Below are 14,536 nucleotides of genomic sequence, written 5' to 3' on the forward strand. Positions count from 1 at the left end.
CCTAGGGGAGCGTGGGCCGGAGGTCGCCCGGGGCCAGGCCGAAGCGCTTGCGGAAGCCGCGGTTGAAGGTCGGCACGTCGGTGAAGCCGCACGCGTAGGCGATCGAGGCGATCCGGACCTTGTCGTCGCGGCGGGCCTCGAGGCGCCGGCGCGCGAGGTCGAGGCGCGCGTCGCGGATCGCCGCCGCGATGCCGCCGGTCTCCGCGAAGGCGCGGTACAGGCTGGTCCGGGAGAGGCCCAGCGCGCGCTGGATGTCCTGCGGGTTCAGGTCGGGATCGTGCATCCGCCGCGCGATATGGGCGCGGGCGAGGGAGACGACGGCCGCCTGCGAGACCGCCTCCGGGTCGCCGCGCCGGGCGGCGCCGTCGACGAGGTGGCCGAGGAGATGGAGCACACCCTCGACGGCCGCCTGCGCCTCGTCCGCGGACATCCAGGCGATCGAGCCGGCCACGCCGCGCAGCCGCGCCCGGACCTCCGCCCCGGCCGGGTGCGGGCCGAGGCTGCGGCCCGCGAAGGCGTCGGCGGCGCCGATCCAGGCCTCGAACATCTCGCGCGGGACGGCGAGGCGGATCTCTTCGTAGGCGCTCTGGGTGCCGGCCACGAAGGGCCGGTTCCGCGTCAGGAAGCTGATGTCGCCCGGGTTCAGCTGGGCGCCCCGTCCGTGCTGCTCGTGATAGCCGACGCCGTCGAGCCCGAGGCCGATCACCACCATGGCGCGGGCGTTGCGGTCGACGTGGCGGGACCGGAACTCCAGCTCGACCGGGCTGCTCACCGTGTGGGTCAGCGACCAGCCGGCCGAGGCCACGCTCAGGCGCTTGGCCGAGAACCGCTCCCGGGGGTGCCGCCGGCCGATATCGCCGAACCTGGCCAGGGCCGTGCAGCGCCAGAACTCGAAGGCCCGTTTGGGGTCGACGTGGCTGGTCGTCTCGACGAGGCTCGGGACGAGCTCCGGGCTAGACACGTGCGGCACTCCCGGCGCGCCCTTTCGGCCGCCTGCGCGACCCTATCGTGTGAATCGTGCCGGATCGGCAACCGGCGCCATCCGCCCCGGTCCCGCCTGCGGGAGGCCCGCGCCGCCTCTGGCGCTCCCTACGCAACGGCCCGCCCCGACAGGCCGCGCGGTCCGGAGAGGAGCAGGGCCGCGCTCGCCGCGAGGACGACCGTGATCACCGCGAACATCGCGTGCGGCCCGTAGGCCGAGAGGACCGGCAGGAGGATGATCGGCGCCAGCGCGGCGGCGACCCGGCCGCCGGCCCAGGCGCAGGTCATGGCCGAGGCCCGCAGCGGCGTCGGGAGCAGCTCTGTCGCGTAGACGGCGAGGATGCTGCCGTAGGTCGCCGCGGCGGTGTTGAACGCGATGCCGACGAGGACCAGCGTCAGGAACGTGCCGCTCGCGGCGAAGGCCGTGCCGAGGGCCGCCATCGCCGCCGCCAGGGCCGTCAGGCAGGCGCGCCGCTCGAGCCGGTCGATCACCAGCGCGGTCAGCAGGGTACCCAGCGGCGGCCCGAGCATCGACAGGGCAGCGAAGACCAGGGATTGGTCGACCTTGAACCCCTTCTCCACCATCACGACGGCGCTGAGCAGCGGGAAGGCGATCGTCGCCAGGGGGGCGAGGGTGTAGAGCCCGACGAACAGCGCCGTCCGGCGCAGCTGGCGCGGCCCGGCGAACAGGCCGCGGAACCCCGCCGGCCCGGCCGCGGCTGGCGCCGGGTCCGGGCCGGCGGGGGCGGCGACCCGGACCCGGCCGGCCGCCCGCTCGAACCGGCGGCAGGCGGCGTCGGCCTCGGCGGAGCGCCCGACCGAGGCGAGCCACCGCGGCGATTCCGGCAGCCGCGCGAACAGGAGGCCGCCGAGCGCCGCCAGGGCGCCCCCGAGGATCAGCGCCCAGCGCCACGGCTCGATCCCCAGCGGCGCGCCCGGTGCGAGCATCTGGACCAGGCCGATGGCGGCCAGGCCGCCGAGGAGCCCGAGGCCGGCGCAGACCAGCAGCGTCGCGCCGCGGTGGCGCGCGGGCGTCACCTCGGCGAGGTAGGTGGCGACCAGGGGCGGGAACCCGCCGATCGCGAAGCCCGAGACCGTGCGGGCGATCGTCAGCGCCGTGAGCCCCTGGCTCGCGGCCGCGGCCAGCGATCCGGCGGCCATCAGCGCGAGGGAGGCCTGGAGCGCGCGCCCGCGGCCGAGGCGATCCCCCAGCATCCCGAAGACGGGCGCGCCCACGGCCCCGCCGGCGAAGACGGAGGCGAGGAGCAGGGAGAGGCTGCCCCGCGGCATGCTGTGGGGCGGCGCGAGGAAGATGGCCGCCAGGGCGTTGCTCAGGGCGACCTCGGCGATGTCGGTGAACAGGCCCAGCGTGCAGACGGCGAGCGCCGCCGCGTGGAGCCGCGTGATCGGCAGGGAATCGAGCCGCCGCGTGACGGCCGCGACCGACCCGTCCACCGGCGCGAGGGGGTCGGAGAGGCGCGCGGCCTGGATTCGGGCGTCGACCAAGCGTGTGGATCCTCTGCGACCGGAGCGTGCGCGCACCCGGTGACGCACCGCCATAGCGGCGTGTTCCGCACCGGGGAACGCGATGGCGTTCACAAATGCACCGAGCGCGCCACGGTCGCGGGTCGCGCGGAGGCCGGGGCGGCCCGGTCCGGCGATCCGCGGATCGCGCGGATCCGCCGACGAGCCCTCCGCCGGGAGCCTCGGCGCGGGCCGGCACCGCCATCACGCGCCTTGCTGATCGTCGGTCGGGAGGACATCCTGCGCGGGGGATGTCGGGGCGGATGGTCGGGGCACGATGTTCGAGGTCGCGCAGGACGATCTGTCCGATGGTCAGACACGGGCGCTGTTGGCGCTCCATCTCGCCGGGATGCACGCATCCTCGCCGCCGGGCAGCGTGTTCGCTCTCGACCTGTCAGGCCTGCGAGCACCGGGCGTGACCGTCTGGACGGCGCGGCGCGGCGGGCGGGTGGCGAGCGTCGGGGCGCTCAGGATGGCGACGGACGGCTGGGCGGAGATGAAGTCCATGCGGACGCATCCGGACTTCCTCCGTCAGGGAGCCGGCGCGGCGATCCTCGACACCATCATCGCGGCCGCCGCCGCCCGCGGCGCGCGGCGCCTGAGCCTCGAGACCGGATGCGGACCCGCATTCGCGCCCGCGCTCGCACTCTATCGGCGTCGAGGCTTCGTGAACGGCCCCGCGTTCGGGACCTACCTGCCGAGTGAATTCAACCAGTTCCTCCATCTCGCGATCGCCTGACCGAGCGGGGGCCACATCGCGCCGCCGTTCCCGGAGCGTCGCGCGGCCGCGATCCGTGCGACCAGCCGCAGCGGCGGACGGGGTCGAGGCGGGCCATCCAGGTTGTGGGGCGGGGTATCTGCCCGTGCGTGGCTGTCGCCGTGTTGCGCGCGCGGCGGACGTCACGCGCGTGAGCGGCTGTCCACGGCGGTCACGGCTCGTCCAGGAAGGCGAGAAGCGCTGCATTGAAGAGCGCCGGATCCTGCAGGAACGCGAAGTGGCTGGCGTTCGGCAGGATCAGCAGGCCCGCCCCGGGGATCGTGGCGGCGAGGTACTCGGTGTGCGCGCGCTTGATCCCCTCGTCGTGGTCGCCGTCCGCGATGAGGACCGGCGCGCGGATCCGCTTCAGATCGGCTTCGGTCCAGCGCGGCTGCCCGCTCCACATCCGGCCCACGGCGTCGACGAAGGCGGCGTAGTCCTTCGGGGTCGGCGAGAGGGCCTCGTACTCCTTGCCGGCCCGGTCGATGAAGGCGGCGAAGGTCGGGTTCTTCTCCACACCCTCGATCAGGCCCGACGGATCGGCGTTGGCGCCGAACGCGAACACCTTGCCGACGCGGTCGGGGTGGCGCATCGCCATGTCGAGACCGAGGATCGCGCCGTCGCTCCACCCGACGATGTCGGCGCGCGGGATCTTCAGCACGTCGAGCAGGCCGACCACGTCGTCGGTCATGAGGTCGTAGCCGAACGGCCGATCGTCCCGGGTGCTGCGGCCGTGCCCGCGGCTGTCCACGAGGATGACCGTGCGGCGGGCGGCGAGCGCGGCGACCTGATGGCCCCAGTAATCGGAGTTCGACAGGCCGCCGTGCAGCAGGACGACCGGCGGACCGCTGCCGATCGTGGCGTAATACAGCCGGATGCCGTTGACGGCGGCCCGGCCCGGGGTCGTGCCGGCGACCGGCGCGGGGGTCGGCGGCAAGTCCTGCCAGCGCGCCCCGGCCCGGGCCGGTGCGCCGGCCAGCAGAAGTGTCAGGACGATCACAATCCGAAGCATCGAGCGCCTGTCCGTCATGGGCGGGACCGGGCTGCCGGAGCGATCCGGTCCTCCTCGACCCGCCGCGACCGCGATCCGCGGTCGATATGCGCGCGGACCGTGACCGGCCCGGATTACACGACGATTTCAGACCGCGGCCCGCGCGGACGCGGAAACGCGATGTCCGCCGTGCGGCGCGGTCCCGAGTGCCGAAGGCCGGTGCCCGGCCCCGCCGCGGAGAATCGGGCTTCTAGAAGCGCGGGTTCGTGCGGCGGGGCTGGTCCGGCCGCGGCGCGGGGGGGGGGCGGGGCGTGCCGCTGGCCGACCCCGTCGCCGTTGCGATAGGCCTCCCGGATGTTGTGTCGCGCGGCCCGACCCGCCGTCCCGCCGGGCTGCGTCACGGCCGAATCGCCGGACGGGGCCAGGACGGTCTGCGCCGAGGCCGGCCCCGCGCAGACGAGAAGAAGCGTGACGCAGCCCGACAGAACCTTCATGGCCCGATACCTCCCGCCCGAGCGCGTTGCCTCGACGGGCGAACCCTCGGTGAAGGCGCCCGCGCGCCGCCCCGTCCCGCGTATCTCCGTCCGTGCGGGCGATCGGCTCACGGGGGGCTCGGCGGACGGGGACGTCGGTCAGGCGGCCCTGCCGAGCCGGATCGCCTTGGCGATCTCCGAGCGGCGCTCGGCGTAGCCGGGCGCGGTCATCGGGTAATCGTCCGGGAGCCCGTAGCGCGCGCGGTACCGCTCCGGCGTGAGCCCGTGCGCGGTGAGGTGCCGCTTCATGGTCTTGTACGACCGGCCGTCGATGAAGCTGACGATGCCGTCCGGGCGGACCGAGCCGCGGATCTGCGCGGCGTCGGGCTGCTCGGGCGGCGCCTCGGTGACCGCCGGCCGGACGGCGAGCGCGGAGAACGCGCCGTGCACGGTGACCAGAAGCGGCGGTATGCCGGTGTGCGGCAGCGCGTTGTTCGACAGGTAGGCGGTCACGACGCGCAGGGCCACGTCGCTGATCGTCCGTTCGAGATGATCCTGATTCTTGCGCAACTCGATCGGCCCCTTCTTCGATCTCCGCGATACCTGGTATAAACCATGAATACTCGGACATTACCCGGTGTCAATGAAGAATGACGGGATCGGCAAGTAACGAATTTTGAATGCAGAATTATCGTGACGTGATCTGCTTCCTCTGGCCGATGATCCGCCCGTCGTCATGTCTGAGGTTTCGAGGGTAGCCGTCGAATTTCTCGACGCGCGCGCGACGTGCGGCACCGGCCGGGCTCCGACGCTTCCGCTTCGCGGATCTTCGTGGTCCAATACGGTTCGAGCGCATCGCGAAATCTCTCCATGGCCGCCACACGCCGCCCGCCCGCGCCGAGATCGAAGATCCGGACGTTCCGCGCCGGGCCCGGAGCCGGCCGTGTATGCGCGGTGCTGGCGGCGCTTCTCGGTGGCCTGCTCGCGGCCCCGTTCGCCCACGGGCAGGGCGCGGACGATCCCGAGGCCGAGATGCGGGCGCGGGTCGCCGCGGCCTTCCCTGATGCCGGCCTCGTGCTGTTCCGCAAGATCCGGCCGATCCCCGCCGAGGCGGGGCCCACGGTGGCGTTCTGCGGTCAGGTCAGCACCGGTCCCGCCGAGCGGGGACGGGCGGATTACCACCTGTTCCTGTACGATCGGACCGACACGGCCGAGACCGTCCGCATCCTCGGATCGGAATCCCTCAACGGCTATCGCGTCGGCCGGAAGCTGATCGGCGCCCTGCGGCGGGTCGGCTGCCTGTGAGGCGGAGGGCGCGGGCGTTCCGTCTCACACGTGACGAAAATGTGGCAGAAGCTTGACTATTCTGCCGTGATCGGTTTATAGCTTGACCGTGGCGTTGCGGTTACACCCCCGAGTCCCGTGGAGGTTCGGATGTGCGCGCGGAAGACCTTCTACATTTTCGTCTCGGCCTCGGACGGTGAGCAGTTCTGCGCCGTCCGGCAGGATCAGCCGATCCCGTCGCTCCTCGACGGTGTGCGCTGGACGTATGTCGGCTGCATCGACATCACCCGGGACAGGCCGTACGGGTTCGACGCGGACGCCGCGCACGCGGCGATGCGGAGCCGCGGCGTCTACTTCTACCGGCGCGAACTGATGTTCCGCCGGGCCAACTTCCTCCTCGAAGCCGCCTGATGCGCCTTCGCCCCGGAGCGATCCTGGGCGGCGCACTGGCCGGCGCGCTGGTCGTCGGCGGTCTCGGGTTCGCGCCCGCCGCCGAGGCGCAGATGCCGACGCGGGTCGGCACCTGTGCGGCGACAACCATCGCGCGGATCGGGACGCGGTTCAGCGACACGCTCGCGAGGCCGAAGGGCGACGGGATCGACGAGGGGACGAGCGTCGATCTGAAGAACGGCGTCTACGGCGTGTCCTACGCGTATGTCGACGCGGTCGCGCGCTCGCGGGTCGGCGACCCGGTGATGACCTGCCTCGTTCTCCTGCCGACCGGCTGCCCCAGGGGCGACGATCGCGGCAAGATGTACACGACGACCAACCTGCGCACGCTGGATTCCTGGACATTGCCCGACTCGCAGCACATGTGCGGCGGGGCCTGAACGGGCCTCCGTGAACCCGCCGCTCGGACGAGCGCGCGGCCTCCCGGGGCCGGATTCCGGGCGCCGGTGAAGAGGAGAGGGATCCGTGTCGGTCAGGAACGGTCTTGCCGCCCTCGTGCTGGCGGCGGCGGGCGCGGCGCCGGCCCCCGCCTGGGCGTGGGGCGTCCCCGGATGCACCAACCTTCCCGAGTACAACCGCGCCCTGGGCGCCCTGCAGGGCATGACGAGCGCCTGCGACATGAGCGTCGAGGAGGCCCGCCGGGTCGTCGCGGCCCATGACGGCGTCGCGCCCGGCCCCCCGGTCGCCGCCGCGGAGCCGCCGCCGCCGCGGGTCGCGCCGCGGCACCGCAGGGCGCGGGCGCACCGGAGCGCGCGGCCGCGGCATCACCGCTGAGCCGGCCGGCCGGCGCTCAGGTCTCGTCGCCCGGCGCGCCCGGGGGATCCGCGCGGGCGCGCGCCCAGTCCCGGTCGCGCTGCGCCTGCCGGGCGCGCTGCTCCGCCACGTAGGCGTTCTCGTCGGCGCGTTCCCGCTTCCGGCGGCGGTCGGCGGCCGCCGCGCTCCGCTTGCGCCACGCCTCCGTCTCGGCCTTCTGGCGCAGCAACTCCTCGACCGTGATGGGGGTCACGGGCGCCCTGGGTTGCGCCCAGGGATAGGGCCGCCGCGGCGGAGGCGGGCGGGGCGCCCGGTCGGCGGAGGCCTGCCCGTCACGCCGGAGCGCCTCGGCCGCCTCGGCGAGGGTTATTCCGGCGCCCCGCGCGATGCGCTCGGCGGCGGCCCGGGCGGCCGCCCGCTCGCCCGCCGTGGCGCCCTGGGCGGCGAGCGCGAGGCATTTCTCGAACCGGTCTCGGTCGGCGGGGGTCATGAGCGGCGTCTTACCGCCAAGTCGGCCCGCCTGTCCCGTCGCTCCGATCCGTCAGTGCGGCGGCGCGCCGGCCACCGTGCCGGCGAAGCGGCCGAGTCTCTCGCAAACGATCCGGACGGCGGCCTCCGTGAGGTCTCCCGGCGGTGGCGCCGCGGCCCGTGCCGCTACGTCCGGACGCGTCCGCTCCCGCGCGGTCCGATCGCCGGCAGGCCGGTCCCGTCCGGCAGTCCGCCGAGCGCCACGAGGATCCGTCCGAGGAGCGCCCGCGAGTGCCGCGCGCCGTTGCCGATGGTCGCGCGGTCCGGCCGGCCCGGATGGGCCTCGTAGGCCGCGCGCAGCCGGTCGAGCTGCCGCCTGCGCGTCTCGGGATCGCTGGAACCCACGGCCCATCCTCCCGGCAGGCCCTGGCTCGCGGTGCGCCCCCGCGAGCGAGCCTTCGACCATCCCGAGTCGGGGAGTTGGAAAACCGTGTCTGAACGGTCCCTACGACCTTTAGCGCCGGAACGCCTGGACATACGCCGCAGGCTCCCCGACCGTGTGGTCAAGGATACGGGTGCCGTTGTGGTCGGCACCGACCATCAGACAGGGGGTTCCACGCCCCAGGGCCGCGCGTACGGCCCCGCTGGCGTTCTAGTCGCGTCTAGGAACGAAATCCAGCCCGTCGTGCCGCTTCGCGCTCGAGGCTTCGGAAGCCGCCATCGATCAGCAGGGCCAGCGCGGACACGGCGAGGCCGCCCTGCAGCACGTAGGCGGTGTTGCCGGTGAGCAGGCCGGAGATGATCACCTCGCCGAGGGTGCTGGCCGCGACCGTCGAGCCGATGGTCGCCGTCGCCAGCCCGATGACGGCGGCGAGGCGGATCCCCGACAGGATCATCGGCAGCGCCAGGGGCAGCTCGACGCGGACGAGCCGCTGCCGGTCGGTCAGCCCCATGCCGCGCGCGGCCTCCATCAGCGCCGGGTCGAGATCCTCGAGCCCGGTGAGCGCGGTCTCGAAGATCGGCAGGAGCCCGTAGAGGACCAGGGCGATCAGGGTCGGAACCGCCCCGAACCCGAGGATCGGGACGGCCAGGGCCAGGACCGCGACGGGCGGGAAGGTCTGCCCGATGCGGGCCACCGACCGGGCGAACGGCAGCACGTCGCGGCCGGCCGGCCGCGTGGCCGCGACCGCGAGGCCGAGGGCGATCGCGGCCGCGATCGTGGTCGCGGCGGCGACGAGCAGGAGGTGGGTGACGGCGAGCGTCAGCAGCGGCGTCTGGGCGTAGATCGGCGGCGCGTCGCCGGGGGCGAAGGGCCGGAACAGGGGCGCGAACCGGCCCGGCGCCACCAGGAACGCCCCGAGCAGGGCGAGGAGCGCGGCCCGGGCGATCCGCGGGGCGCCGATCACGGCCGGGCGCCCCGCGCCGCGAGGGCCTCCCGCGTCACCCGGCCCAGGACGACGCCGTCGCGGCTGACCGGCAGGGCCGGGCGCCGCGACCACAGGCTCTCGGCGAGGGCGGCCCGCACCGTGGTTCCGGCCGGGATGGGCGGGCCCGGCGCCGGGCCGGGCTCGACCAGATCGTCCACGACGCGCAGGGCCATGAGCTGGAAGGCCCGCTCGCCGCTGCCGAGGAGGGCGCCGACGAAGGCGGTGGCGGGCGCGCCGATGAGGTCCGCCGGCGCGGCCTCCTGCACCAGGCGCCCGCCATCCATCACGGCGACCCGGTCGCCGAGATGGAGCGCCTCGGTCATGTCGTGGGTCACCAGCACGATCGTGGTGCCGTAGCGCGCCTGGATCGCCAGCAGATCCGCCTGCGCCCGCCCGCGGATGATCGGATCGAGGGCGCCGAACGGCTCGTCCATGAGCAGGATCGGCGGCTCGGCCGCGAGCGCCCGGGCGACGCCGATCCGCTGCTGCTCGCCGCCGGAGAGCGCCGCCGGCAGGCGGTCCCGGTAGACCGCCGGATCGAGGTTGAACAGGCCGAGAAGCTCGTCGACCCGCGCGGCGATCCGCCGGCGCTCCCAGCCGACGAGCTTCGGGACCACCGCGATGTTCTCCGCGACCGTGCGGTGGGGGAACAGCCCGTGTCCCTGGATGGCGTAGCCGATCCCGCGACGCAGGAGGTGCGGGGGCACCTCCCGGACGTCCCGGCCCGCGATCCGGATCGTCCCGGCGCTCGGCTCGATCAGGCGGTTGATCATGCGCAGCAGGGTGGTCTTGCCGGATCCCGAGGTGCCGACCACCGTCAGGATCGTCCCGGCCTCGACCCGCAGGGTGACGTCCGCCACGACCGTGCGCCCCTCGAAGACGCGGCTCACCCCGGCGAGATCGATCATGGGATCCGCTCCGCCGCGCGGCCGCGGCTCAGGTCGATGACGGCGTCGAGCAGCACGGCGGCGCCGGTCGCCAGGGCGACGGTCGGCAGCGCGCCGAGCAGGACGAGGTCGCCCGCATTCTGGCTGATGCCCTGGAAGACGAACACGCCGAGGCCGCCGCCGCCCACGAGGCCCGCGATCACCGCGAGGCCGATATTCTGGACGAGGACGATCCGGATCCCGGTCAGGATCGCCGGGAGGGCGAGGGGCAGGTCCACCTGGAACAGCCGCTGGCGCTGGGTCATGCCGACGCCCCGGGCGGCGTCGCGCACCGGCCCGGGCACGGCGTCGAGGCCCGCGACGGTCGCGGCGGCCACCGGCAGGAGCGCGTAGGCGAACAGCGCCACGAAGGCCGGCGCGGCGCCGATCCCCGCGATGCCGAGGGCCGATGCGCCCGGGACCTCCCGGCCGATCCAGGCCAGGGGCGCGATCAGCATGCCGAACAGGGCCATGGACGGGACGGTCTGCACGACGTTGAGGCCCGTGAGCAGGCCCGCCCGCAGGGGCGGGACCGGGCGCGCCAGCGCGGCCGCCGGGATCCCGATGAGGGCGGCGGCCGCGACCGAGCTGAGGGCGAGGGCGGCGTGGGTCCGCAGCTCCCGGCCGAACGTGTCGGAGCGGCCGGCATATTCCCGCAGGACCGAGAGGTTGTCCCAGAACCCGGTGCGCAGGGCGAGCCCCGTCGCGGCGACCAGCAGGGCCAGCAGGGCGATCCGCGGGATCGGCCCCGGCCGCATCCGCGCCAGCGCGTCGCCGACCGCCAGGGCCGCCGTCCCGGAGGCGAGCCACCAGCCGGCATCCGGCGAGACCCGGCCGTAGCGGTCGCCCGGCGCGGTCAGGTGGTCGGCCGCCCAGCCGGCCGCGAGGCCGAGCAGCAGCAGGATCGCGGAGGCGGCGGCCAGCCGCAGGAGCGGCGCCGACCGCAGGGCCAGCAGCGGCAGCGCCAGGGCGACGACGCCCCCGAGGAGGAGCGCCGCGCCGGTCGGGAGCGCCGACCACGCCGACAGCGCGGTGCCGGCCGCGATCCGGTTCGGCCGGGTCGTCATCAGCGGCAGGGCGAGCAGGCTCACCCCGAGCACGGCCGCGAAGGCCGCGCCCAGCGGATCGACGCCCGGGCGCGGCCGCCCGGTCGCGGACAGTAATCCCGTCCTCACGCGCCGACGGCGTCCCGGGACGCACAGGTGGACTGAAGCGGGACGGGTGTCATGAGGCGGGTCACCGGCGTCGCGACGCTCTCGGGCGCCCCGCCGCGCATCCTTGCCGACGGAGCCCCGGCTTGTCGACGCGGGATCCCGCGGGCGGCCGACGACCCCGCCCGCGGAGGCGCGGGTCGCGGCGCTGTCCGCGTGACCGGCTCAGCGCGCGAACCCGTTCCGCCGGAGGAAGTCCGCCGCGACCGCGGAGGCCGGCTCGCCGCCGATCTGGACCCGCCCGTTGAGATCCCGGAGCGTGGCCAGATCGAGCCTGCGGAAGATCGGGTCCAGCACCGCGGCGATCTCCGGATGGGCCTTGAGGACCGCGCCGCGGACCACGGGCGCCGGCTGGTAGACCGGCTGGACGCCCTTGTCGTCGTCCAGCATCACGAGGTGCGCGACCGCCATGCTGCCGTCGGTGCCGAACACCATGGCGGCGTTCGTGCCGGAGGTGCCCCGCGCCGCCGCCGCGATCGTGGCGGCCGTGTCGCCCCCGGCCAGGATGACGAGCTGGTCCGGCCGGAGGGTGAAGCCGTAGGCGCGGCCGAAGGCCGGCAGCGCCCCCGGGCTGGTCACGAATTCCGACGAGGCGGCGAGCCTGATCGCGCCGCCGCCCGCCACGTAGCGGCCGAGGTCGCTCATGGTCCTCAGGCCCGCGGCCCGCGCGATCTCCTGGCGCACGGCGATCGCCCAGGTGTTGTTGGCCGCGGCGGGCGTCAGCCAGACGAGGTCGTTGGCCGCGCGATCCAGGTTCCGGGCCGTGCCGTAGGCCGCCTCCGGATCCTTCCAGACCGGGAGATCGGCCTTCCCGAAGAAGAACGCCGCGTTGCCGGTGTATTCCGGGTAGACGTCGATCTGCCCCTCGATCAGGGCCTGCCGGACGATCGCGGTCGCGCCGAGCTGGATCTTGTCGACGGTCGGCAGGCCCCGGGCCTGCAGCGCCTGCAGGATGATGTTCCCGAGCACCCCGCCCTCGGTGTCGAGCTTGGAGGCGACGACGATCCCGGCCGCCGGCGCGCCGGGCGTGGGCGCGCACTGGGCGACCAGCAGCGCGAGTCCTGCCGCGACGAGACCCGCCCGGATCCGCTTCACCATGGCCTCCGGGTCCGCTCCGGCGCCCGTCAGGTCCGGTCGGGCGCTCGCCTTCATCTAGGGCCGGTCCCGATCGAGTTGAGGCGGAGGCGCGCCGAGCCTGTGCCGCACGTGAGAGGGGGCATGGCGCGACTTTCTCCACCCGGATCGTCGTCCGTCCAGACCGCTGCGATACGATCGGGAGCAGCTCTCGGGCCGGTGCCGCGGCGTGATTCGGTGCTCGAGCCCGGTCGACAGCCTCGCCTCTCGCCCCGGACCGATCCGGCGTCGCGACCCGCGGAACCGCCGGGATGACCGCCGCGCTCGGCGAGTCCAACCGGGGCCGTATCAAATCAACACATTCCCGTTAACGTTGTTTAACCTTTACATGATCCTTCCGCGAACGATCCTGGCTTTGGAGATATAATCTTGAGTACATGCTTCGTGTCGAAAGGAGGGGGGATATGTCGTATTCGATTCTGGTTCGCGATCTCACCCGCGAGACCGACGGTGCTCCGAAACTTCTGGCCTACGACATTCACGACCGCTCGGCGGCCGAGACTCTCGTGTCGGTGATCGCCACTTCGTACCAGGATCACGGTTTCAATCCAGCGACCCGCGTCCACTGGTTTCGCCACGCGGGCGGGGTGCGCGAGATCTTCACCTGGCCGCGGTCCTGACCGGCGGCGCCCGGGCTCAGGTGCCGCAGAAGGTCCGGTAGCCGACGCCGCCGCCCGCGGGCGCCTCGGCGAAGGCGGCGTGATCCGGCTGGTCGTCGTAGGGGCGGGCCAGCACGGCGAGGAGCGTCGCGAACGGCGCGAAGTCGTCCCGCTCCACGGCGGCCTCGATCATCGCCTCGACCCGGTGGTTGCGCGGGATGAAGGCCGGGTTCACCCCGCGCATCGCGGCGGCGGTCTCGGCCGGGTCGCGGGCCTCCTGCGCCAGCCGCGCGCGCCAGTCGGCCGCCCAGGCATCGTAGCTCGTCGGATCGACGAACCGGTCGCGCACGGTCGCATCGGCGTCCGGGCGCTCCGCGGCGGCGCAGAGGGCGCGGAACGTCAGGGTGAAGTCGGCCTGGTTCTCGGCCATGCGCTTGAGGAGGTCGCCCGCCAGGGCCGGGTCGCCGTCCCGGGTCTCGGCGAGTCCGAGCTTGCGGGCGAGGCCGCCGTGATAGGCCGCCTCGAAGCGCGGCGCGTAGGTGGCCAGCGCCGCCTCGGCCTCGGCGACCGAGGCGTCCTCGGCCTCGGCGAGGAGCGGCAGCAGGGTCTCGGCGAGCCGCGTCAGGTTCCAGAGCGCGATCCGCGGCTGCTGGCCGTAGGCGTAGCGGCCGTTGCGGTCGATGGAGCTGTAGACCGTCCGGGGATCGTAGGCGTCGAGGAACGCGCACGGCCCGTAATCGATCGTCTCGCCGGCGACCGACATGTTGTCGGTGTTCATCACCCCGTGGACGAAGCCGACGTGCAGCCAGCGGGCCACGAGGTCGGCCTGGGCCGCGACGACGCCCTCCAGGAGCGCGCGGTAGGGGTTGGCGGCCCCGGCGGCGTCCGGATGGTGCCGGGCGATGACGTGGTCGGCGAGCGCCCGCAGGCCCTCGACGTCGCCCCGCGCCGCGAAGAACTGGAAGGTGCCGACCCGGATGTGGCTCGCCGCCACGCGGGTCAGGACCGCGCCGGGCAGGAGCGTCTCGCGCACGACCCGCTCGCCGGTCGTCACGGCGGCGAGGGCCCGGGTGGTCGGGATGCCGAGCGCCGCCATGGCCTCGCTGACGAGGTACTCGCGCAGGACCGGGCCGAGCGCCGCCCGCCCGTCGCCCCGCCGGGAGAACGGCGTCGGGCCCGCGCCCTTCAGCTGGATGTCGCGGCGGTGCCCGTTGCGGTCGACGACCTCGCCGAGGAGGACCGCGCGGCCGTCGCCGAGCTGCGGCACGAACTGGCCGAACTGATGCCCGGCATAGGCCGCGGCGATCGGGTCGGCGCCGTCCGGGACGGTGTTGCCCGCGAGCGCCGCGACGCCGTCCGGGCCGGCGAGCCAGTCCGGGTCGAGGCCGAGCTCCTCGGCGAGCGGGCGGTTGAGCCGGACGAGGCGCGGCGCCGCCACCGGCGTCGGCGGCCGGCGCGCGTAGAAGCGCTCCGGCAGGCGGGCGTAGCTGTTGTCGAAGGGGAGTGCCGTCATCGTCGGGATCTATGGAGAGCGGGGTCGGGGGGCAAGCGGCGCCCG

The 14,536-nt window shown here is 74.3% G+C and carries 17 protein-coding genes; 6 read left to right on the forward strand and 11 right to left on the reverse strand.

Going from position 1 to position 14,536, the window contains the following annotated elements; genetic code table 11:
- Position 1 precedes the first annotated feature (1 nt).
- Together ACTJK8_RS04695 and ACTJK8_RS04700 are read right to left on the reverse strand one after the other, a co-directional pair.
- The gene (locus tag ACTJK8_RS04695) at positions 2 to 961 is read right to left on the reverse strand and encodes a helix-turn-helix domain-containing protein (RefSeq protein WP_024828525.1); all 960 of its coding nucleotides are present in this window, start codon (positions 959 to 961) and stop codon (positions 2 to 4) included.
- A 128-nt stretch (positions 962 to 1,089) separates the two neighbouring features.
- A complete protein-coding gene (locus ACTJK8_RS04700; RefSeq protein WP_012321787.1) occupies positions 1,090 to 2,487 on the reverse strand; it encodes an MFS transporter in 1,398 nt (465 codons plus the stop codon).
- 295 nt (positions 2,488 to 2,782) lie between these two features.
- On the opposite strand from ACTJK8_RS04700, the gene ACTJK8_RS04705 reads away from it, so the two are divergent.
- Positions 2,783 to 3,244: a GNAT family N-acetyltransferase gene (locus ACTJK8_RS04705; protein ID WP_440761595.1), complete on the forward strand. Its 462-nt coding sequence runs from the start codon at positions 2,783 to 2,785 to the stop codon at positions 3,242 to 3,244.
- A 190-nt stretch (positions 3,245 to 3,434) separates the two neighbouring features.
- Here the strand turns inward: ACTJK8_RS04705 and ACTJK8_RS04710 are convergent, their stop codons facing one another.
- Both ACTJK8_RS04710 and ACTJK8_RS04715 read right to left on the reverse strand, forming a co-directional pair.
- Positions 3,435 to 4,274 carry an alpha/beta fold hydrolase gene (locus tag ACTJK8_RS04710; protein ID WP_440761596.1) on the reverse strand — a complete coding sequence of 280 codons (840 nt, stop codon included), beginning with the start codon at positions 4,272 to 4,274 and terminating at the stop codon, positions 3,435 to 3,437.
- A gap of 611 nt (positions 4,275 to 4,885) precedes the next feature.
- A complete protein-coding gene (locus tag ACTJK8_RS04715) occupies positions 4,886 to 5,296 on the reverse strand; it encodes a MucR family transcriptional regulator (RefSeq protein WP_440761597.1) in 411 nt (136 codons plus the stop codon).
- 300 nt (positions 5,297 to 5,596) lie between these two features.
- Between ACTJK8_RS04715 and ACTJK8_RS04720 the strand changes: the two genes are divergently transcribed.
- The 4 genes from ACTJK8_RS04720 to ACTJK8_RS04735 all read left to right on the forward strand — a co-directional run bounded on the left by ACTJK8_RS04720 (position 5,597) and on the right by ACTJK8_RS04735 (position 7,234).
- Positions 5,597 to 6,031 carry a hypothetical protein gene (locus tag ACTJK8_RS04720; protein ID WP_440761598.1) on the forward strand — a complete coding sequence of 145 codons (435 nt, stop codon included), beginning with the start codon at positions 5,597 to 5,599 and terminating at the stop codon, positions 6,029 to 6,031.
- A gap of 129 nt (positions 6,032 to 6,160) precedes the next feature.
- Positions 6,161 to 6,421 (forward strand): hypothetical protein, encoded by a 261-nt coding sequence (locus ACTJK8_RS04725; protein WP_012321793.1) that lies wholly within the window; start codon positions 6,161 to 6,163, stop codon positions 6,419 to 6,421.
- On the forward strand, positions 6,421 to 6,840 hold the full coding sequence (locus ACTJK8_RS04730) for a hypothetical protein (protein WP_059409400.1): 420 nt from the start codon (positions 6,421 to 6,423) through the stop codon (positions 6,838 to 6,840). Before ACTJK8_RS04725 ends, ACTJK8_RS04730 begins: the two co-directional genes overlap by 1 nt.
- Before the next feature lie 85 nt (positions 6,841 to 6,925).
- A complete protein-coding gene (locus ACTJK8_RS04735) occupies positions 6,926 to 7,234 on the forward strand; it encodes a hypothetical protein (RefSeq protein WP_012321795.1) in 309 nt (102 codons plus the stop codon).
- A 16-nt stretch (positions 7,235 to 7,250) separates the two neighbouring features.
- Here the strand turns inward: ACTJK8_RS04735 and ACTJK8_RS04740 are convergent, their stop codons facing one another.
- The 6 genes from ACTJK8_RS04740 to osmF form a co-directional block, all read right to left on the reverse strand.
- Complete coding sequence (locus tag ACTJK8_RS04740; RefSeq protein ID WP_012321796.1) at positions 7,251 to 7,703, reverse strand: hypothetical protein; 453 nt, start codon at positions 7,701 to 7,703, stop codon at positions 7,251 to 7,253.
- Between the two features lie 164 nt (positions 7,704 to 7,867).
- Positions 7,868 to 8,086, reverse strand: a complete 219-nt coding sequence (locus ACTJK8_RS04745; RefSeq protein WP_012321797.1) for a hypothetical protein — start codon at positions 8,084 to 8,086, stop codon at positions 7,868 to 7,870.
- A 257-nt stretch (positions 8,087 to 8,343) separates the two neighbouring features.
- Positions 8,344 to 9,087: an ABC transporter permease gene (locus tag ACTJK8_RS04750; protein WP_440761599.1), complete on the reverse strand. Its 744-nt coding sequence runs from the start codon at positions 9,085 to 9,087 to the stop codon at positions 8,344 to 8,346.
- The gene (locus ACTJK8_RS04755) at positions 9,084 to 10,016 is read right to left on the reverse strand and encodes an ABC transporter ATP-binding protein (RefSeq protein WP_012321799.1); all 933 of its coding nucleotides are present in this window, start codon (positions 10,014 to 10,016) and stop codon (positions 9,084 to 9,086) included. Before ACTJK8_RS04755 ends, ACTJK8_RS04750 begins: the two co-directional genes overlap by 4 nt.
- The gene (locus ACTJK8_RS04760) at positions 10,013 to 11,209 is read right to left on the reverse strand and encodes an ABC transporter permease (RefSeq protein ID WP_440761600.1); all 1,197 of its coding nucleotides are present in this window, start codon (positions 11,207 to 11,209) and stop codon (positions 10,013 to 10,015) included. Before ACTJK8_RS04760 ends, ACTJK8_RS04755 begins: the two co-directional genes overlap by 4 nt.
- A 201-nt stretch (positions 11,210 to 11,410) precedes the next feature.
- Positions 11,411 to 12,343 carry a glycine betaine ABC transporter substrate-binding protein OsmF gene (gene osmF, locus ACTJK8_RS04765; protein WP_440761648.1) on the reverse strand — a complete coding sequence of 311 codons (933 nt, stop codon included), beginning with the start codon at positions 12,341 to 12,343 and terminating at the stop codon, positions 11,411 to 11,413.
- 440 nt (positions 12,344 to 12,783) lie between these two features.
- Between osmF and ACTJK8_RS04770 the strand changes: the two genes are divergently transcribed.
- Entirely contained in the window at positions 12,784 to 12,999 is a 216-nt protein-coding gene (locus tag ACTJK8_RS04770; protein WP_024828518.1) for a hypothetical protein, read from the forward strand.
- A gap of 16 nt (positions 13,000 to 13,015) precedes the next feature.
- On the opposite strand, the gene ACTJK8_RS04775 is transcribed toward ACTJK8_RS04770, so the two are convergent.
- Positions 13,016 to 14,491, reverse strand: a complete 1,476-nt coding sequence (locus tag ACTJK8_RS04775) for a protein adenylyltransferase SelO (RefSeq protein WP_012321803.1) — start codon at positions 14,489 to 14,491, stop codon at positions 13,016 to 13,018.
- Positions 14,492 to 14,536: the final 45 nt, after the last annotated feature.

Source organism: Methylobacterium sp. 22177, from assembly GCF_052045615.1.
Lineage (GTDB): Bacteria > Pseudomonadota > Alphaproteobacteria > Rhizobiales > Beijerinckiaceae > Methylobacterium > Methylobacterium radiotolerans.